Origin of the sequence: Lactobacillus sp. CBA3605, from assembly GCF_002970915.1 — a bacterium.
In the GTDB taxonomy this organism is placed as follows: domain Bacteria; phylum Bacillota; class Bacilli; order Lactobacillales; family Lactobacillaceae; genus Lactiplantibacillus.
The window spans coordinates 157,421-177,485 of record NZ_CP027190.1 but is presented as its reverse complement, the minus strand read 5'-3'; the positions used below and the strand labels follow the sequence as shown (position 1 = coordinate 177,485).

Below are 20,065 nucleotides of genomic sequence, written 5' to 3'. Positions count from 1 at the left end.
GGAGTTTTATCATGACAGTAAAATTTGAAGCAACGACCATTTGTGCTGTTCGTCAAAATGGACATAATGCAATGGCCGGTGACGGTCAAGTAACCATGGGTGAAAAAGTTGTAATGAAAGGGACCGCGCGGAAAGTTCGGCGTATTTATAATGATGAAGTCGTTGTTGGATTTGCCGGCAGTGTTGCAGATGCCTTCACGCTAGAAGAACGGTTTGAAAAGAAACTAAACGAGTTTTCTGGCAATTTACAACGTGCCGCAGTCGAACTAGCCAAAGATTGGCGGAGTGATCAAGCTTTACAGAAGTTAGAAGCTTTGTTGATTGTCATGAATAAGGATGACATGTTGCTTGTTTCTGGGAGTGGTGAAGTGATTACCCCGGATAATGATGTCTTAGCAATTGGTTCAGGCGGTAATTTTGCCTTAGCTGCGGCGCGGGCGATGCAACTGCATAGTCAGGATATGAGCGCCCAAGCAATTGCGGAAGCTGCTATTAACATTGCTGGTGATATTGATATCTTTACAAATCATAACGTGATCTCAGAAGCCTTATAAGGAGGAACCTTATTATGGAACAAATTAATCAGACACCTAAACAAATTGTGGCGGCATTAGATAATTATGTTATTGGCCAAGGTGCTGCTAAAAAAGCCGTTGCAATTGCCTTACGAAATCGGTATCGTCGGATGGAACTTTCAGCGGATATGCAAGCTGAAATTACGCCTAAAAATATGTTAATGATCGGTCCAACCGGGGTTGGTAAAACCGAAATTGCGCGCCGCTTAGCCAAAATTGTGAACGCCCCCTTTGTCAAAATTGAAGCGACAAAGTTTACTGAAGTTGGCTACGTCGGGCGTGATGTTGAATCAATGGTGCGGGATTTGGTTGAAATTGCCATTGAAATGGAGAAAAAGCAGGCTTACTCACGCGTTCGTTCCTCTGCTGTGCAGGCGGCTGATCAACGGCTAGTCAAATTACTAGTGCCCGCCCCAGCGCAAAAGCAAGCGACTAACAAGCGTAATGGCAATGATTTTCAAAATATGATGAACATGTTAAGCCAAATGCAAAATGGGCAAACCCCGGATGCGGCTACCAGTAGTGAAGAAACCGTCACGGATGACGTCCGTAACCAACGGCTTTCAGTCGCTGAACAACTGAAAAAAGGCGTCCTTGAAAATTCCGAAGTAACCATTGAGATGGATGACCCGCAACAAGCGGCCAGTGGCAATAGCAACATGCTAGGGCAAATGGGCATTGATCTTGGGGATACCTTGGGTCAGATGATGCCTAAAAAGCGAATCCAGCGGACGATGACGGTTGCTGAAGCGCGGGAAATCCTAGTGCGAGAGGAATCTGAAACGTTAGTGAATAATGCGGATATTTATCATGATGCGATTGTTCGCGCTGAAAATACTGGGATTATTTTCTTGGATGAAATTGATAAGATTACTGCAGGCGGTCAACAAAACTCGGGTGAAGTTTCCCGGGAAGGCGTGCAGCGTGATATTTTACCAATCGTTGAAGGGTCCCAAATTACGACCAAGTATGGTCCGATTAATACGGATCACATTCTCTTTATTGCGTCCGGTGCTTTTGCAGAAAGCAAACCTAGCGACTTGATTGCGGAATTACAAGGTCGGTTCCCAATTCGGGTTGAATTAGATGATTTATCAAAAGATGATTTTGTCAAAATCTTAACGGAACCTAAAAACGCTTTAATTAAGCAATATATTGCCTTGATTGGCACGGATAATATTAAAGTGACATTTACGATTGAAGCGATTGAAGCAATTGCTGAAATTGCATATAACGTCAATCATGAAACCGAGAACATTGGCGCGCGGCGTTTACACACGGTGTTAGAGAAATTATTAGAGGAATTGCTCTACGAAGGTCCTGACATGGAAATGGGTGAAGTGACGATTACCGAAAGTTATGTCAATGAACGGATTGGTAATATTGCCCAAGATAAGGATCTTAGTCGGTATATTCTCTAATTAAATCAAGGGAGTCAGCGGTAATGACAGTTGAATTGAAAAATGAATACCTCACCGTCCAGATTAATGAAGCGGGCGCAGAGTTAAGCAGTGTAAAGGCCGATGACGGGCTTGAATATATGTGGCAGGCTGATCCTAAATTTTGGGGTCGACATGCGCCGGTGCTATTTCCAATCGTCGGTCGGTTAAAAGACGATCAGTATACGATTGCTGGTCAAAGTTATCGGATGGGACAACATGGGTTTGCACGGGATCAAAAGTTTCGAGTCGTTTCACAGACGTCAACGCAAGCGGTACTAGAATTAACCGATAGTCAAGCGACCCGAGCGATGTATCCTTTTGCATTCCGGCTACGGTTACACTACACGTTAACGGATCATGAATTAACGGTCGGCTATGACGTGCATAATCCAGCTAATCAAGAACTATTGTTCTCAATCGGTGGTCATCCTGCGTTTAATGCCCCATTAGCGACGCCTGAGGGGAGTTTAACTAATTATCAAGTCACAGTGGCGCCCAAACAAAAGTATCAGCACATTCCATTACAAGCCCCTTATAATGATGTTGATCAGGCGACGACGATGGACCTGACTAAGCCGTTGCCATTAACTCGAGACTTGTTTAAAGATGATGCAGTTATTTTGGCCTTGAATAAGCAAGAAACAACTTTATTGTTAAGTTCAGACCTAGACGACCATGGCGTTGCAATGACAATTGAAGCGGCGCCATATGTGGGGCTGTGGTCACCATATCCACAAGCGGCGCCATTTGTTTGCCTTGAACCTTGGTGGGGAATTGCGGATAACATCAATCATGATGGGCAACTAAGTCATAAAATGGGTATTAATCGGTTAGCAGCCAACCAAACATTTAATGCGAGCTATGCAATTAAGTTTTTCTAATTGGTTCGTTGGAAGTAGTTGTCATCACGGATGGCGACTACTTTTTTGTTCTTTTTAGAATAATAGTTTTGTATTGTGTTACTTTAACTATCTTAATCAAAACCAAACCCAGTAACAAACCAATTTTTAACCCATTAGCCCAGCAAAAAGGCTGAAACGAGATGTTTCAGCCTTTTAAAGGTTACTGTTTACGTTGATAGTGTCGCCAACCAAGGCCAAAGTGCACTAGTGATTCGGTCCCAGCTAGAATGCGTTTAATATTAGCCCGATGCCGGTAGAAAATGAAAATAGTTAGTATCACTGCAATGACGGATAAAATCCAATCTTGATAATAGAAAATTGCAATTAGGCTAACTAATGTTAACGAGGTCATGCTAGCAACACTGACCATACTAGTTAGATAGACTAACGTGAACATAATGGCACTGGCAATTAAGAAGAAATGCCAGTTATAGGCTAATAAAATTCCTGCACTAGTGGCGACAGCTTTTCCACCTTTAAAACCAATAAAGACTGAAAAAGTATGACCGACGATGGCGCCTAAACCAATTAAAAGCGCATTAACGGGCAAATGAAAGAGCGCTGGTTGTGCAGCCGCTAGGGTCCCTTTTAAGATATCCATGGCCATGACAATTGTTCCAGCAGTTGGTCCTAGTACCCGATAAGTATTAGTCGTACCAATATTCCCGCTACCGGCTTGGCGAATATCCGTATGAAAGAAAAGCTTGCCAATGATGACACCCGAAGGAATCGCACCTAAAAAATAGGCGACAATCAGCATGAGTATAATTTCCACAATTGAGTCCTCCTGTAATAGAGTCACCCAACATTTTAGCATGCTTTGAGGATAAGCGGGTCAGTTTTGATTAAAAAAATTTCAGTTGACAAACGATAGAATGATTGATTACAATAAAGCGAACGTACATTCGCGTGCTTAAATCTGTATTCTGATGTTTTAAATATATATTTACTTAAATATTAAACGAAGTGTGGCTTAAAATTCGTCTCACAATCATTTAATATCGCAAAATAAGTAAATAATTACAATTGCTGTGCTATAATTTAATCTGCATAGTTTCGAGTTAGCATTACTACGGCCGGATAATCGGCGACAGTAAAGGGTTAATGAAACAATTATGAACAGAAAACCAAAGGAGCAAATGATGAATGGCAAAGAAAATGCAAACATATGATGATTCTTCAATTCAAGTGCTTGAAGGATTAGAAGCTGTTCGGAAACGACCCGGGATGTATATTGGGTCAACCGATGGCCGTGGTTTACACCATTTGGTTTATGAAATAGTTGATAACGCGGTTGATGAAGCCTTAGCGGGTTTTGGGAAAGAAATCAATGTTATTATTCATGCTGACAATAGTATCACGGTCGTGGATCATGGTCGTGGAATGCCTGTCGGAATGCATGCCTCAGGCGTTCCAACCCCAGAAGTTATTCTAACGGTGCTCCATGCCGGTGGTAAGTTCGGGCAGGGAGGCTACAAGACCTCAGGGGGTCTACATGGCGTTGGTGCTAGTGTTGTGAATGCGCTATCAACTGAATTAACGGTCACCATTGTTCGTGATGGTTATCGTTATCAAGAAAAATTTAAAAATGGGGGACATCCGGTTGGTACCCTTGAGAAAAAAGGGAAAACTAACAAGCCAACTGGGACCACCCTAACATTTAAACCAGATTCTAGTATTTTCACAACAACGGTTTATAATTTCCAAACTTTATCGGAACGTTTACGTGAATCTGCCTTTTTATTAAAAGGTGTCAAGATTACGTTGACCGATGAACGCGAAAATCAAGCGCAAGAGATTGTTTTTCATTATGAAGCAGGTATTAAAGAATTTGTGACTTACCTTAATGAAGACAAAGATACCTTGGGTGATGTCATGGACTTTGATGGTACTAAGGATGGTGTCGAGGTTGAAGTGGCAGCGCAGTATAATGACGGCTATTCTGAAAATTTATTGTCGTTCGTTAATAATGTGCGAACGCCTGATGGTGGGACTCATGAAGCCGGTTTTCGTAGTGCCTGGACAAAAGCTTTTAATGAATATGCGCGGAAGGTCGGCCTTTTAAAAGAAAAGGATAAAAACCTAGAAGGTGCCGATGTACGCGAAGGGCTGTCAGCGGTGATTTCTTTACGGATTCCCGAAAACCTGTTGCAATTTGAAGGGCAGACTAAGGAAAAACTTGGAACCCCAGAAGCGCGGACCATTGTCGATAGTGTGATTAGTGAGCAATTACAATTTTTCTTAATGGAAAATGGAGAATTTGCCCAAATGCTAATCCGTAAATCAACTAAGGCTCGGCAAGCGCGTGAAGCGGCCCGAAAGGCGCGTGATGAGAGTCGAAATGGGAAGCGTCGGCATAAGCAAGAACGCTTACTATCAGGTAAGTTGACACCAGCTCAATCGAAGAATGCTAAGCGGAATGAACTTTTCTTAGTTGAAGGGGATTCCGCCGGTGGTTCTGCTAAGCAAGGTCGTGATCGTAAGTTCCAAGCGATTTTACCTTTACGAGGTAAGGTTTTAAACACCGAAAAGGCTAAGCTACAAGATATTGTTAAAAATGAAGAAATCAATACCATGATTTATACGATTGGGGCTGGCGTTGGACCGGAATTTGACATAGAAGCCAGTAATTATGACAAAGTCATTATTATGACTGATGCGGATACTGATGGCGCTCATATTCAGATTTTGTTATTAACTTTTTTCTATAAATACATGCGACCGATGATTGATGCCGGTAAGATTTATATTGCTTTGCCACCATTGTATCGGCTACAGAAGAAACAAGGGAAAAAGTTACGGACCGAATATGCTTGGACTGATGAAGAATTAGCTTTACGGACCAAGACTTTCGGGAAAGGCTATGCTTTGCAACGTTACAAAGGACTTGGCGAAATGAATGCGGAACAATTATGGGAAACGACTATGGATCCCGATATGCGAACGCTGGTTCGAGTTCGGATTGATGATGCCGCATTGGCTGAAAAACGAGTGACGACATTGATGGGTGATAAAGTTGAACCGCGACGGAAGTGGATTGAAAACAACGTTCAATTTAGTCTCGATGAAGATGGTTCTTTGCTAGATAATCAGGCCGTGACTTCGGCTCATGAACAGGCCGATGAAGAGCTGGCCCAGCAATTGAAAAAATAGGGAGGTCGCAAAATGGCAACTAATCAATCAAAAATTCAAGAATTGACGCTTGAAGACGTCATGGGCGACCGCTTTGGCCGTTATTCTAAGTATATTATTCAAGAACGGGCACTACCAGATATTCGAGATGGGTTAAAGCCGGTACAACGTCGGATTTTATATGCGATGAATCAAGATGGTAACACTTTTGATAAAAGCTTTCGGAAATCTGCCAAGTCAGTCGGGAACGTGATGGGGAATTTTCATCCGCATGGGGATTCTTCCATCTATGAAGCGATGGTTCGACTTAGTCAGGACTGGAAGTTACGTGAACCCCTAATTGAAATGCATGGGAATAACGGGTCCATGGACGGTGATCCTGCGGCCGCAATGCGTTACACAGAAGCTCGTTTAAGTAAAATTGCGGGTGAAATGTTACAAGACATTGATCGAAAAACCGTTGATATGGTTTTAAACTTTGATGATACTGAATATGAACCAACTGTTTTACCAGCACGGTTTCCTAATTTACTCGTTAATGGTGCTACTGGAATCTCAGCCGGTTATGCGACTGAGATTCCACCGCATAACTTAGGCGAAGTTATTGATGCCATCCTATTTTTAATGAATCATCCCAAAGCAAATCTGGCTGATTTAATGGACTTCGTGAAGGGACCAGATTTTCCAACTGGTGGGATTATTCAAGGCTTAGATGGTATTAAGAAAGCTTATGAAACCGGTCGCGGGCGGATTGCCGTTCGTTCACGGACCAAAATTGTTCCCTTGAAGGGAAATAAAGCCCAAATCGAAGTTTCTGAAATTCCATATGAAGTCAACAAGGCCCAATTGGTTAAGAAGATGGATGAAATTCGGATTATGAAGAAAATTGAAGGCATTGCTGAAGTTCGTGATGAAAGTGACCGTAAAGGTCTATCAATCGTCATTGAACTAAAACGTGATGTGAATGCAGCTGGTATTTTAACTTACCTGTTTAAAAATACTGATTTACAAATTACGTATAACTTCAATATGGTGGCTATCTATCATCAGCGACCAGAACATGTGGGCTTAAAAACCATTTTAACGGCTTACTTGGAACATCAACGTGATGTGATCACGCGTCGGACGCAGTTTAATTTAACTAAAGCGGCTGATCGACAACATATTGTGCAAGGCTTGATTAAAGCCATGTCAATTTTGGATCAAGTCATTGCTACTATTCGAGGTAGTAAAGATAAAAAAGATGCTAAGACCAACTTAGTGCAACAATTTGATTTTAGCGAAGCTCAAGCTGAAGCGATTGTAACGATGCAACTTTATCGGTTAACTAATACCGATGTGACACAATTGGAAAGAGAAGCAGCTGAATTAGCTGCCGCAATTGAACGCTACCATGCTATTTTAGAAGAACCTAAAGAACTTGATAAAGTCTTGCGCCGTGAGTTAAAAGTGATTCAAAAAGCGTATCCTAGTCACCGTTTAACTGAAATTCAAACTGAAATTCAAGAATTGAAGATTGAAACGGAAGTTGTGATTCCACAAGAAGATGTTGTGGTGATGATTAGTCATGATGGCTATATCAAGCGGACTAGTTTACGGTCTTACACAGCATCTGATGTCGAGGATAATGGCTTAAAAGAAGCCGATTTTCCAATTTATTTGGCTAAAAATAATACGTTGGATCATTTAATGATGTTCACAAATTTAGGGCACTTAATTTATCGACCGGTCTATGAAATTGCTGATGCCAAGTGGAAAGATACCGGTGAACATATTTCGCAAACCATCGGTCTAGCAGCCGATGAACGGATTACGTGGGTCTTTAACTTTACTGACCTACAACAAACCGGAAAGTTTCTAATTGCGACTAATGATGGCTATATTAAGCAAACTGCTTTTGCAGATTACTTACCTGGGCGGACTTATAAAACCCGCGCCAGTCAATTCATGAAGCTAAAGACCGCTACATCAGCAGTAGTATCGGTCCAGTACTTGCCAAGTGCACCAACAGGAACCCTAGTTTTATTGACTCAGCATGGGTATGGCTTGCGCTACGATTTGAGCGAAGTGCCAACGATTGGTGCTAAGGCTGTAGGTGTCAAGTCGATGGATTTACGGGATGATTTAATTGTGCGCGCTACTATTGCGACGACAACTGATTTGGTCGCTATGATTACCCAACGTGGTTCCTTCAAAAAAATGAAGGTGGCCGATATTCCAGTGACCAGCCGTGCTCGGCGGGGCGTCCAAGTCTTGCGTGAATTGAAGAGCAAACCGCACCAGATTGCAGACTATGTTTTAATTGATGCCCAACAAAGTGGCGTCGCTTTAGAAGTCTTAACCGACCACTATAAGCGCCATTCCATTTTGAGTGATGAGCATCCTGTGAGCGCCCGCTATTCCAATGGTTCCTTTGTCATTGATACTGACAAGGAAGGGACGCCGGTATCGATTCAGGTTCATCCGGTGCCGTTAACGGTTTAAAAGAACGCTTGCATGCGTTCGAATGTTGGCTTACTATGAAAATAAGACTAAGATACAATTAATAATTAGTTAAGGTTTATTTACTGATAACAATCGCTTGCTTTCAATTCTAAACTTGTATAATATTATAGCTATTATAAGGTTACGATAAGACGAAAGGATCAGGTAAAATTCATGAAAACAACTCAAGAAAGTATTTTTTCATCTAAAACTTTAACTTATTTTTTGCAATTAGCTGAAACAATGAATTATACACAAGCTGCCCAAATTTTAGGAATCACGCAGCCCGCCTTAACGCAACAAATTAAAAAATTGGAACGAACGGTCGGCGCACCTTTATTCTACTCAGTGGGTAAAAAGCTGCGCTTGTCAGATGCTGGCTATACGATGTTGAATGCAACACACAGTATCTATAATGTCCTTAATAAGGCAACTGATGAAATTCAACAAACAACAAGCGCAACTCAGGGTTCTATCAATATCGGCGTCTTGGCGTCGATTGAAGATCATGTGTTTGAGGATTTTGCGATTAAGTATTATGATGCCAATCCAAACGTGATTATTTCGTTCCATATGTTAACGCGTAAAGAGATTTGGGAACGTTTAGAAAATAACCGAATTGACTTGGCAGTTATGTATTTACCAGATGAAAGCATTAAAAACTGGAAACCATACCAATCAAAGCGGATTATTCAAGATGACTTGCTATTCATTACTAGTGATCCTAAGCAAGCCAAAAAGAAACGCATCAAATTTAAAGATACAACCAGCGAACCATGGGTTATGTATCCTGAAAATTATTATTTGGATCAAGTTATCAAAGAATCTTACAAGAACCAATTGGCGGATTTGCCAACGGCGATTGCACGGTTCACAACGCCACAACAAATTTACCGGTTTGTGGCTGCGACAGGCACGAATACAGCGTTGCCAAATTCGTTTATGGTGGCTAATCCAACAACTGATAATTTACACACGGTTTCATTTGAACCGGCGATTAAATTTGATTTGAACTTCGTCTTTCGTAAGGATAAGGATCAAATTCCGCGGATTAAGAACTTCTTGGATGAATTTGATAATTACTTACATGCCGAAGACTATATTTCTCGGTTACAAAAAATTAATCAAAAATAGTTATTAAGGGAGTCTTTTACTAATGAGCAAAGAATTAATTTTCGGTCATCAAAGTCCGGATACTGACGCAATTGTTGCTGCTAAGGCACTTTCATATTTAGATAATAAATTGGGGATGGATACTGAAGCAGTTGCTTTGGGCGAACCTAATGAAGAAACTAAATTTGTTTTAGATTATTTTGATGAACCAGCATTGCGGGTCATCACTAAAGCAGCACCAGAAGTTAGTGAAGTTATGTTAGTTGATCATAATGAACCACAACAAAGTGTTAGCGATATCGCTGATGTTACAGTGACCCATGTGGTTGATCATCATCGGATTGCTGGCTTTGAAACTACACAGCCATTGTTTTACCGGGCCGAACCACTTGGCTGCTGCAGTACCGTTATCTACAAGTTATTTAAAGAAAGCAATGTTGAAATCCCAGCTAAGTTAGCCGGATTAATGCTTTCAGCAATCATTTCAGATACGCTATTGTTGAAGTCACCAACAACAACACCAACTGATGTAGCCGTTGTTAAAGACTTGGCAAATATTGCAAAAATTGATTACGAAGCTTATGGGTTGGACATGCTTAAAGCAGGGACTAACTTAGCTAGCAAGAGCGAAAAAGAATTAATTGACGCCGATGCTAAATCATTTGAATTGAATGGCTCAACGGTTCGAGTTGCCCAAATCAATACCGTTGATTTAACTGAAGTGCTTGATCGCCAAGCTGCCTTAGAAGCAGCTGCTAAAGCTGAAAATGCTGCTGAAGGTTATGATCTATTCTTAATGTTAGCAACCAACATTTTGGATAGTAACTCTGAATTAATTATTGCTGGGGCCCCAACGGAACCAGTTGAAAAAGCTTTTGGTAAGAAAATCGAAAATAATCGTTTGAGCTTACCAGGAGTCGTTTCACGTAAGAAACAAGTTGTGCCACCATTAACTGACGCATTTAATGCTTAAATAGGGTCTCTTCACGAAAGGTCTCGTTGAAAAACGAGGCCTTTTTTGAAATTAGGTGAGGAAACACGTTCTTTTAAGGACGTGATGAATCGCCTTTTGTTTTGTACGCAGTGCATATTTAGTAGAAATCGTTTCAAAATGCGGATTTAGTATTGAACAGATGGAAATTGGTCACGACACAACGGTGGATCCTACGTCAACGAATTTGGCATGAATTATCTGATCAAGTGTCTCAAACAGGAATACCCTACAGAGTTATCAGTCTAATTCAGTCAATCATAATATTAGTCAAATTAATCAACATCAGCTTAAAATTCTAAAATTAGGCCGTCTTGCCTTTAAATCTGGCCGACAGCTCACTGGTAAGATTAAGAATGTGACAATCCGGCTATCCGCTACCGGTAAATACTATGCTATTGTGTTAGTCGATATGACGTGAAAAAGCTGCTGGAAACTAAGCAAGCGGTGGGGATTGATATGGGCGTAGCGGATCTAATGATTACCAGTGATGGTGTCAAATATCCTACTATCTGTTTTGATAAAGTGCTGTCCAATAAGAAACATTATTGGGAAAAACGGTTAGCTCGTCGAAGATTACAAGCCATGAAAGAAATTGCGTGGGATAAACACAATCAAGTATTAGAACCGCGTGAATTAGCCGATTTAAGTAATTATCGTAAGGCACGTACAATAGTTGCTAAGTATAACGAAAAGATTGCCAATCAGCGGAATAACTATTTGCATCAGCTTACCAAGAAACTAGTAACGCTGCCAAGAATATACTAAGTGCTTAACTAGGCTCGGAACGAGCCGTGATAAATAGCTGTAACCGATGGGCATAGTACTATTGCGTAAGTTAGCAGTGTTCTCAGAAGCTCGGTCATAAATGACCGAGTAGTTCACGAGCCAATTAGTTGTACTTATGAAATTTTGCGGTATGATAAATAAGGTAATTAAGTTGTGCACAACTTAATTATCAAAAGTCAGATATCATCTTAGGAGGAATCGATAATATGAGTGAAGATAAGGCTGCTTTACGACAACGATTGACTTCGGAGCAATATGCAGTGACCCAAGATGCCGCTACTGAGCGTCCTTTCAGCGGTGAATACGATGATTTTTACCAAGCAGGGATTTACGTAGACGTGGTTAGTGGTGAAGTGTTATTCAGTTCATTAGATAAATATGACGCTGGCTGTGGTTGGCCATCATTCACTAAGCCTATTGCATCAACTCAGTTAGATGAACATACGGACCACTCATTCGGCATGCGTCGTACGGAAGTCTTGAGCAATGAAGCGAAATCGCACTTGGGACACGTTTTTGATGATGGTCCGCAAGACAAGGGTGGGTTGCGCTATTGTATTAATTCAGCAGCGTTAAAGTTTATTCCTGCTGCTGACTTACAACAAGCTGGCTATGGTAAGTATTTGACACTTTTTAATAAATAGGAGGCGTATCAGCATGGAAACAACAGCAATTTTTGCCGGTGGCTGTTTTTGGTGTATGGTTAAGCCCTTTGATAGCTTGCCGGGAATTAAAAAGGTTGTCTCCGGTTATACTGGCGGCACGGTTGCTAACCCAACTTATGAACAAGTCGCTAGTCATACGACCGGCCATACCGAAGCCGTTGAAATCACATTTGATCCTGAAGTGATTAGTTATGCGGCGTTGGTTGAAATTTATTGGCATCAAACAGATCCAACTGATGCTGCGGGGCAATTCCAAGATCGTGGTGATAGCTACCGACCTGTCATTTTTGTGAAGGATGCGGCACAACGGAAAATTGCGACTGCTTCGAAAACACGTTTGGCTGCTAGTGAGCAGTTTGATGCGCCAATCGTCACCCAGATTGAGGATGTGCAGCCATTTTATCCGGCGGAACCTGAACATCAAGACTTCTATCGCCGTAATCCATTCCGTTATCAGATTGAAGAAATGGGTGGTCGCGAAAAATTTATTAAACAACATTGGACTAACTAGTCATTAACGTAATAGCGTCCTCATTGATTTTTCAATGAGGACGCTATTTTTAGGCAGTTTGATAGGCATTTAAAGCCGAATAAAATGATTTTTTAACTGAATCACGGATATTTAAGTAAGTGATGTAATCGGATAATTCATGGACATCACTAGTTAACGGAAAATCAAAATCTGAGTGGGCGTAGCAGGCAGCCGAATAATACGGTCCGTGTTGGTTAAGAAACGGTTCTAGCCAGCGATAAAAAGTCATCTGAATCCATCCTTTCAAAACTTAGCTTACTTGGTTAAAGCCTAGTTTAAGGGTTAAAAACTTTGAAGTACAGCGATTTAAGCGTTTTTAACGAACCTGCAAATGACCTGTAAAGCTTGTGATTGAATCGTAACTTCTTGTAAACGAAATGCAATGCTACTGTTTGGCTGAGCGTAAGCGTTTCAAATCTTGTTTGCGTAGCAAATTTTGATAATAATCAAGACTTTCAACGTCTAACCGCAATGTTTTTAGTACGGTAGCTGAATCAAGTGACCGATGCTGACGAAGGTACCATAAAATATAGCTCTGACGCATGGTGGTGGGTTTTAATGGTAAGCCGAGGCGTTGCCCGTCACCAGATAAATATTTGTGAAGTGCAGCTAAGCTGAGATGCGGATCCTGACCACGTTGACGGGTCTTTAAAAAGATATCATTGGTTTGGTAATGAGTTTGTAAAGGGCTCAAAAAGGTCTTTAATGTAGATAAGAACACTTGTTCTGAGGTGGAAAAAGTGTTCTTTTTAAAGACCTGGTAAAAATCGACGGCTAACATTTCACTTACGGTATAACCTTTGCAAGTTAATAACAAGAATGCCCGTGTATAGACATGGAGATCATCGTTTTTAAGCAATTCTGGTAAGGTTGCCGGCCAATCCGCTGGGAGTTGTTCATTAGTTAGTGGCTGGCCCTTGATGGCAAAGGTCGGTAAAGTCGTCATAATGCGGTGCTCAAATAAATAGCTAAAATAGCCATTTAAATTGGAAAGTGTTTTGTTTAAAGTCGATTGTTGATAGTGACGATTATCCTTTAACATTGCTAAATAAAGTTTAATGTCATTCTCAGTTAAATCTACTAGTAAATTGCTGGCAGCAAAGGTATCGTTAAAGTGTTGCTCATAGTTAAAAAAATCGGTTAACGTTAATTGATATTGCGCGACAGTTTTGGGTTGCTTATCAGCAGCAGTTAAGTGTGCGATAAAACTTTTTTCGTATGGAAAATTGATTGTCATGGGGATTAGGCATCCTTTCTAGTTGTGATTCGTTACTTTAACTAAAACATAAAATTAAACACAAAACAAGCCATTAACTGAATGCTGAGAGACGGATTCTAAGCGTTGATTCAATCATAAAACGGATAACTATCAATCTAAATACCGTAAAATAACCATCACAGATTTATATCTGACTATGATAGTTTAAAAATAAAATCATGTTTTATTAATCAACAATAAACTAAGTCAAAATAAGTGGTCTGCAAATAAGATTATTGGTAGCGAGTTTAGAAATGAAATCGAACAAAAAATTAACATTGCAATTGAAAGTACCAAAAAGTGGTCTAAATAGTTAAAATGAGCCGTGGGGGACTCATTTTGATTCCAGCTTCTACTTTGTATAATATATATTATGTAAACTAGAATATGTTTAAAAACACCCCTCTCAAAATATCAGCATGGATTCCGCAATTAACCTAAAAACAACGATTTACAGCAGCTGTTTTATTTTAAACTTAAAGACAATAAAAAACTCAGCCAAAATAATTAGAGCTGAGTTTTTTAAGTTGCAATCATTTATTGGATTTTGGATTATCTGGTTTATGAACCTTAATAGCTGCTAATCCGGTACCAATCAACATGATGATTGGGATGTATAATACAATCTGATAACGACCCTGAACTTCTAAACATAATGTGCTAATTGTTAGCCCAATCAGCAGTAACGTTTCAAAAAAGAAACAATTGGCACTACGATAATCATTGCTGCTGAATAATGTCCATAAACCAACTAGAATACTGATTAAAGCACCGACTAGCAGTAAGCCTAAGTAGTTAAATGATAATAACGTGATTGGTCCACGTAATTGATACCAATGTCGATTAATCGCTTGCTGCGATCGCTTAGAATTCAGATTGTAGAGCGTCCAGTTGTAGCCGTAAGCAGCACTCATTAAATTTTGCATTTTTACGTTGATAAATGCGCCCCAGCGGCCTTGCTTAGTTAATTCCTGTAGGTGTTGGTGTGTATCAGCCTGCAAAGTTGACGTTAATTTAGGGTAAACTTGGTTAGGATTAGCTTTACCTTTACCTTTACCTTTACCTTTTAATCATGATAGCTGGATCATACTGGCCGGCACTATGTGAATCTGTACCAGTAGCTAAACTATAAGCCGTACTAACCCTCGTTGGTGCCAGCGGTATCCCGTAAAGCCAGTTATAAATTAATGGCGAACAGCTGATAAGTAAGACTGTCGCCCCAATATAAATGATTAATTGGCGTAAGTGTCTTTTTAAAGCTAATTTTTGTATCCAGAGCCATAGACTTAAGATGATTAACGCTAAGATAAAAACCAACATAATTGGCCGTAACATATTAGCAGCTAAAGTGGCTAACCATGCTAGTCCGAGATTTAACCATTGGTCACTGGGAGTAGCTGTTTTTAATGGAAAGAATGCCTTTGTCAGGGCTAACATCGCTACTAAAATGGCTGTTAAAAACAAAGGTTCGGCACCATTTAACAAAGTGCTATACAACCAATATGCAGGAATACCGTAAAAATAACAAGCCGGCCGTTATCCCAACCTCACGAGAGAACCAGCGTGATCCTAGCCAATACAGGAGTAGCATATCAAGCCAGGTACTGCTGATATTAATTAATTGGCTGATAAAAAAATTAGTACCCCCAAAGGCTGCGCCGAAGCTAAAAAAGTTAGCAATATTCAGTGTGTGTGGGAAAATAACATAAGCGCCCAACCGCCCCGTTTCGGCCATGGTTTTCCAGGTCATCCCCTGCGCACTATAGGCTGCTAAAGCATGATAATTCCAAAAATCTGAAGTGGGTGCAATCTTTAATAGACCGACAATTGGTAATTTAATAAGCGTTAAAATTGTAAAAGCTAAAATTATCCCACTGGTTTTGCGTCGTGCTAGTAAATGCGCAAGCATCCAAACCCCAATTAATAGTGCTAAGCTCAGAAAGCTGATTAAGCTGATCGTTAAACCAGTGATGGCTGGTAGCGCTATTAACATAATCTGAATCATAGCCACTAGCATCCAACCGACTAAACCACCAGCGATAATCAGTGTTAGCCCCTGACCACCCTTGATAATACCTCGTTTTAACATCGCCGACCCTCCTATTACTAATATGAGCGTTTCAAGTGTGAGTACACTTGTGTGGCTTCATGACGAGTCTTCGTCCAATTAGTTTTGCCGACTAGTTGGCGATAAATCGCTGCATATGGCGTCACTGCAATAATTAAGAGATAGCCCTGAAAACCAATACTAGTCAACATAGCCCGCCAAAATGGTAGTTTTTGATGAATATCGGCATAATTTCGTTGACAAATACCAGCTAACAATGCACAGCTTAATAAGGCAATCAAAAAAATCGTTATAATTGCTAAGTGATGCCACCCGCCCGTCCAATCCTGCATGCTACGACTGATGAGTGTGATTAACGTTATCAGACTAGCCAGTGGCACCAAACAACCAGTAATTGGCATTAAAATCCAAAAAGTTATATCAATTTTTTGAAACCAATTAACATAAGCCGAACGCCAAATAGCTGGTAAATAGTGCATACATTGTAAAGCCCCTTGGCACCAGCGCACCCGTTGGTTGAAAAATGGGCGCAAGTGATCAACTGCTTCCTGTTGAACGACAATGGTATGCGTAAACTCAACTTGGCCACCCAGTAACCAGGTTCGTAATGTAAACTCTAAGTCCTCTAGCAAACTATTCCCCCAGGGATTCTTTAAGGCTAATGGTAGCCGGACAAATTGCCCGTTACCGGATGCAATCCCCTGGCCTAAACGTTCACGTAACTGTTGTGTTGCACTATTAACCCCCATGAACTCAAAATCTTGCATGCGGGTGAGCCAATTAGTTTGATTATAAATATTAACACCCGTTTGGAGCATGGCTAACTTAAATGGTAGCCGGACAAATTGCCCGTTACCGGATGCAATCCCCTGGCCTAAACGTTCACGTAACTGTTGTGTTGCACTATTAACCCCCATGAACTCAAAATCTTGCATGCGGGTGAGCCAATTAGTTTGATTATAAATATTAACACCCGTTTGGAGCATGGCTAACTTAGTCGTCCGCTCAAATCGTGCAACGACTTGAATGAGGTCGGCACTGCTCATAAACGCATCTGCATCTAAAATACCAATAATGCTTTGTTCAGGAGCGGTCCCTTGAGCTAAAGTGTGTTCTAAATATTGGATAGCCGTGTTAATGACAGCCCCTTTCCCCTGCTGATCATTGCCGGCACGATGTAGTACTTGTAAGTATGGCGATTTAGAAGCAGCTAAGGTTGCTAAACTATTGTCAGTTGAATTGTCATCAACCGTGATAATTTGAGCGTGAATGGTGGCGGGTAATTTTGCCAATTGTGTCGAAAGGTGGCTAACTGTTTTAGCGATGATTTGATCCTCGTTTAAAACTGGAATCACTAAATATAAGTTGAATTTGGCAGGATCTTTAGTTGCCGGCTGAACGGGTTCTCGATAGTGATTCATTAAAATGATATCTAATAAAAAATAGAAATAAAATAAGCTTGAAACGGTAATGCCAATCCCCGTAATAATTTTCATGATAAAATGCTCCCCTTCAGCCAATGATAATCTTTCACCTATTAGCTAGGTAATCAATTGTCATTATAACCATCGTTTCGGCACAACAACTACTAATTGGGGTGGGAAAACATAGTAAACTTATAAATTACTGTATTCAAAAAAATTACTTTTTAATATGGTTTTCAACGGCAATGATGTTTAGCTATCTATATAAACTAAACAAAAAAATCTATTGTTAATAATCAAATTATTGATTATTAACGATAGATTTATGACATTGTCAATCATTATAAAGTGCTTTTAATTTTCATCATCAGGTGTGGGCAGTTGTCCATTGCGGATAGCAGCTAATTGTTGTTTAAGTGCCGCAGTTTCAGTGTGTTGTAAATCCGAATTAGTGACATCGAATGGCACACCACCAACAGCGATTGTACGCTTTAAAAACATACTGAAGGCTGTCGACAGGTTTAAGCCTAGTGCCTCGTAGATTAATGCTGCTTGTCGTTTGTCTTGCTCATTGACTCGGAATGAGATTGCAATATTTTTACTGTTGTCCATCTTAATCACCTCAGCAATAAGTATATCATTTGTATAGTAAACGTCAATACACAAAAATCGGTGATTGAATTTCCAGCCATGCCGAGTACCCTCACCCACCGTTGCTGAATACTGCAACTACCAAATGATTCACAAAAAAACACCCTGACTGTCAAGCGACCAGCCAGGGTGTTCATGCTAATTTAAGCTTTAGGGGTCTTCTTACCCAAGTTGGGATAATTTTACCATCCTCGCTCATTTCTGGACCATCACCAGTATCAATCAAGGCTTCGTCTTCCCCGAAGTTATCTTGTAAGGCATCAACGAAGCGCGCTGTTGCATGCCCATCTAAGTCATCGAAGAAGAAGTTAATAAATCCATCTAATTTGGCTTTATTTAAAACCGGATGTTCAAGCTGGTTAATCAGGTCACCGGTGTTTTCCGCTAAACTACCTGGAATGAAATCAAAGTAATTAAAGTAGAAACTACGTGATTGCATGTAATCAGCCAAGTCAGGTGCAAAGAACACCATGGGCCGTTTTAGCAAGGCGTATTCAAAACAAACTGATGAATAATCGGTAATTAATTGATCGGCAACTAATAGTAGATCATTAATTTCACGATAATCTGAAACATCATAATAGAAATCTGAGTATTCATATGGCAAAGTTGGTTTGTTTTGCACAAATGGGTGAATCTTTAGTAAGAAGACGTAATCCTCATGTAAGGCTTCATAGATCTCTTTGAAGTTTAACATTTCAAACGGATAATACGCTGATTGTTGCCCATTACCACGGAACGTTGGGGCGAACAAGATTACTTTCTTCCCCTTAATAAATGGGAGTTCCGTTTCCAAACGGGCTCGAATCTCAGCCTGCTTGGGCTCATCAAAGAAGATATCCGTTCGTGGAATCCCAAGTGGTGCAATTTTATCGGGGGCAATCCCAAAACCTTCCGCATACTTATCAGCGATATTATGCGATGAAACTAAAGCTTTCGTATAATTTCGATGATTAAGTGATTGGAGTTTCGGCCCACCAGGCATGCCTAAACGACTATAGCCAAAGGTTTTAAAAGCACCGACTGCATGCCAAACTTGAATTAAGTCGGCATTCTCACGAATAGCCAAGGGATAGACTAGCGGATAGAAGTCATCAAGAATGATGTAACGACTAGTTGCTAAGGCTTTAGCCAACGTGCGGACTTCTTTCCAAGATTTTTTAGCTTTGATGCTAGGTTTCAAATAAAAGGAAATCTTGAAATCGGTTTGACGTTGCTTTAATTCTTGATAAATAAACTCAAAGTTCCCTGAAATGGTTACTCGACTATCGGAAACAAAGGAAATCTGTTTCTTGCGAACTGGCTGTAAACAGTACCACCGATACCAAAGTTTTAAGGCTCGCCGTTTTAAAGCTCGCATAGCAGCTGTATCAAGGCCCTCATCACTCGTGAATTCGTTTTCCAATGGATTGATTTCACTTAATTGATAAGAAGTCACATTCAAGGCCTGGGCAGCTAAGTTATACCGAAAAATCAAGCTATATGATTTGTTGCTCTTAGCGGAGTAACTCGTCATCTTTGTCGTATAATTTAAATCTTGATCGGTATCAGCAATCTTACCAATAGTGGTCCGGCGAATTAGCCAACCTTTATTCAAATATTGCTTGAGTTGTAATTTAACTTCATAAGTTCCTGGTTGTAGTGGCTTACCATTATTAATGGTTGAAAAATTAATAGCGCCTCGATAACCAGCTTGGGGATAATGATCATCCGTGATAGCTTGATTGACCAAGGGAATCTCCAGCTCATCATGCTGGTCACTGACCAACAACAAACTTTTAACAATTCGTTCATCATCCGTCTCTGGATATTTTTCAAAATAAGCTTGACCTTCAATGACTAAGTAAGAACTGTTAAATTCTAAACGTGTCACTTGTCGCTTGATGAGCGATTCGGCATCGTTATCTAAACGTGGTTCATTCAGATACTTCAACGAGGTATCAACTGTTTCAGTTGGAACCGTGCCCACGGTTGGTGCTGGTCGACGACGACCGTAAAGCACCCGTCGAGCGACTCGTTTTAATCGTTGTAACATAAAT

Annotated in this window: 19 protein-coding genes; 10 read left to right on the top strand and 9 right to left on the bottom strand. The window is 40.5% G+C overall.

The window, feature by feature from the left end; all coding sequences use genetic code 11:
* Positions 1-11: 11 nt before the first annotated feature.
* From hslV to C5Z25_RS00840, 3 genes are read left to right on the top strand one after another with little or no spacing between them, the layout of a single operon-like run.
* Complete coding sequence (gene hslV, locus C5Z25_RS00850; protein ID WP_105450819.1) at positions 12-554, top strand: HslVU peptidase proteolytic subunit; 543 nt, start codon at positions 12-14, stop codon at positions 552-554.
* A 14-nt stretch (positions 555-568) separates the two neighbouring features.
* Positions 569-1,996, top strand: coding sequence for an ATP-dependent protease ATPase subunit HslU (hslU, locus tag C5Z25_RS00845; RefSeq protein WP_105450818.1), 1,428 nt, complete (start codon positions 569-571; stop codon positions 1,994-1,996).
* A 23-nt stretch (positions 1,997-2,019) separates the two neighbouring features.
* Positions 2,020-2,898, top strand: a complete 879-nt coding sequence (locus tag C5Z25_RS00840) for an aldose 1-epimerase family protein (RefSeq protein WP_105450816.1) — start codon at positions 2,020-2,022, stop codon at positions 2,896-2,898.
* A 181-nt stretch (positions 2,899-3,079) separates the two neighbouring features.
* Here the strand turns inward: C5Z25_RS00840 and plsY are convergent, their stop codons facing one another.
* Positions 3,080-3,694: a glycerol-3-phosphate 1-O-acyltransferase PlsY gene (plsY, locus tag C5Z25_RS00835; RefSeq protein ID WP_105450814.1), complete on the bottom strand. Its 615-nt coding sequence runs from the start codon at positions 3,692-3,694 to the stop codon at positions 3,080-3,082.
* Between the two features lie 371 nt (positions 3,695-4,065).
* Here plsY and parE point away from each other — a divergent pair, with 371 nt between their 5' ends.
* The 7 genes from parE to msrA all read left to right on the top strand — a co-directional run bounded on the left by parE (position 4,066) and on the right by msrA (position 12,604).
* Complete coding sequence (parE, locus tag C5Z25_RS00830; protein ID WP_105450812.1) at positions 4,066-6,072, top strand: DNA topoisomerase IV subunit B; 2,007 nt, start codon at positions 4,066-4,068, stop codon at positions 6,070-6,072.
* Positions 6,073-6,084: 12 nt separating this feature from the next.
* Positions 6,085-8,535: a DNA topoisomerase IV subunit A gene (gene parC, locus C5Z25_RS00825; RefSeq protein ID WP_105450810.1), complete on the top strand. Its 2,451-nt coding sequence runs from the start codon at positions 6,085-6,087 to the stop codon at positions 8,533-8,535.
* A 174-nt stretch (positions 8,536-8,709) separates the two neighbouring features.
* On the top strand, positions 8,710-9,669 hold the full coding sequence (locus tag C5Z25_RS00820) for a LysR family transcriptional regulator (protein WP_105450808.1): 960 nt from the start codon (positions 8,710-8,712) through the stop codon (positions 9,667-9,669).
* Between the two features lie 22 nt (positions 9,670-9,691).
* A complete protein-coding gene (locus tag C5Z25_RS00815; protein WP_105450806.1) occupies positions 9,692-10,621 on the top strand; it encodes a manganese-dependent inorganic pyrophosphatase in 930 nt (309 codons plus the stop codon).
* Between the two features lie 435 nt (positions 10,622-11,056).
* Positions 11,057-11,407 carry a transposase gene (locus C5Z25_RS00810; RefSeq protein WP_158682877.1) on the top strand — a complete coding sequence of 117 codons (351 nt, stop codon included), beginning with the start codon at positions 11,057-11,059 and terminating at the stop codon, positions 11,405-11,407.
* A 227-nt stretch (positions 11,408-11,634) separates the two neighbouring features.
* Entirely contained in the window at positions 11,635-12,072 is a 438-nt protein-coding gene (msrB, locus tag C5Z25_RS00805; RefSeq protein WP_105450802.1) for a peptide-methionine (R)-S-oxide reductase MsrB, read from the top strand.
* A 13-nt stretch (positions 12,073-12,085) separates the two neighbouring features.
* Complete coding sequence (msrA, locus tag C5Z25_RS00800) at positions 12,086-12,604, top strand: peptide-methionine (S)-S-oxide reductase MsrA (protein WP_105450800.1); 519 nt, start codon at positions 12,086-12,088, stop codon at positions 12,602-12,604.
* Positions 12,605-12,653: 49 nt separating this feature from the next.
* Here the strand turns inward: msrA and C5Z25_RS00795 are convergent, their stop codons facing one another.
* The 8 genes from C5Z25_RS00795 to C5Z25_RS00760 all read right to left on the bottom strand — a co-directional run bounded on the left by C5Z25_RS00795 (position 12,654) and on the right by C5Z25_RS00760 (position 20,061).
* Positions 12,654-12,854 carry a YozE family protein gene (locus C5Z25_RS00795; RefSeq protein WP_105450799.1) on the bottom strand — a complete coding sequence of 67 codons (201 nt, stop codon included), beginning with the start codon at positions 12,852-12,854 and terminating at the stop codon, positions 12,654-12,656.
* A gap of 156 nt (positions 12,855-13,010) precedes the next feature.
* The gene (locus tag C5Z25_RS00790) at positions 13,011-13,862 is read right to left on the bottom strand and encodes a phage integrase N-terminal SAM-like domain-containing protein (RefSeq protein WP_105450797.1); all 852 of its coding nucleotides are present in this window, start codon (positions 13,860-13,862) and stop codon (positions 13,011-13,013) included.
* Between the two features lie 554 nt (positions 13,863-14,416).
* The gene (locus tag C5Z25_RS00785; RefSeq protein WP_158682874.1) at positions 14,417-14,884 is read right to left on the bottom strand and encodes a hypothetical protein; all 468 of its coding nucleotides are present in this window, start codon (positions 14,882-14,884) and stop codon (positions 14,417-14,419) included.
* Positions 14,885-14,942: 58 nt separating this feature from the next.
* Positions 14,943-15,347, bottom strand: coding sequence for a hypothetical protein (locus C5Z25_RS00780; protein WP_158682872.1), 405 nt, complete (start codon positions 15,345-15,347; stop codon positions 14,943-14,945).
* A gap of 25 nt (positions 15,348-15,372) precedes the next feature.
* Positions 15,373-15,972, bottom strand: a complete 600-nt coding sequence (locus C5Z25_RS00775) for a hypothetical protein (RefSeq protein ID WP_105450791.1) — start codon at positions 15,970-15,972, stop codon at positions 15,373-15,375.
* A 17-nt stretch (positions 15,973-15,989) separates the two neighbouring features.
* Positions 15,990-17,447: a glycosyltransferase family 2 protein gene (locus C5Z25_RS00770; protein ID WP_234002760.1), complete on the bottom strand. Its 1,458-nt coding sequence runs from the start codon at positions 17,445-17,447 to the stop codon at positions 15,990-15,992.
* Positions 17,448-17,729: 282 nt separating this feature from the next.
* Positions 17,730-17,987 carry a type II toxin-antitoxin system RelB/DinJ family antitoxin gene (locus tag C5Z25_RS00765; protein WP_105450789.1) on the bottom strand — a complete coding sequence of 86 codons (258 nt, stop codon included), beginning with the start codon at positions 17,985-17,987 and terminating at the stop codon, positions 17,730-17,732.
* A gap of 172 nt (positions 17,988-18,159) precedes the next feature.
* The gene (locus C5Z25_RS00760; protein ID WP_105450787.1) at positions 18,160-20,061 is read right to left on the bottom strand and encodes a CDP-glycerol glycerophosphotransferase family protein; all 1,902 of its coding nucleotides are present in this window, start codon (positions 20,059-20,061) and stop codon (positions 18,160-18,162) included.
* Between the last annotated feature and the right edge of the window lie 4 nt (positions 20,062-20,065).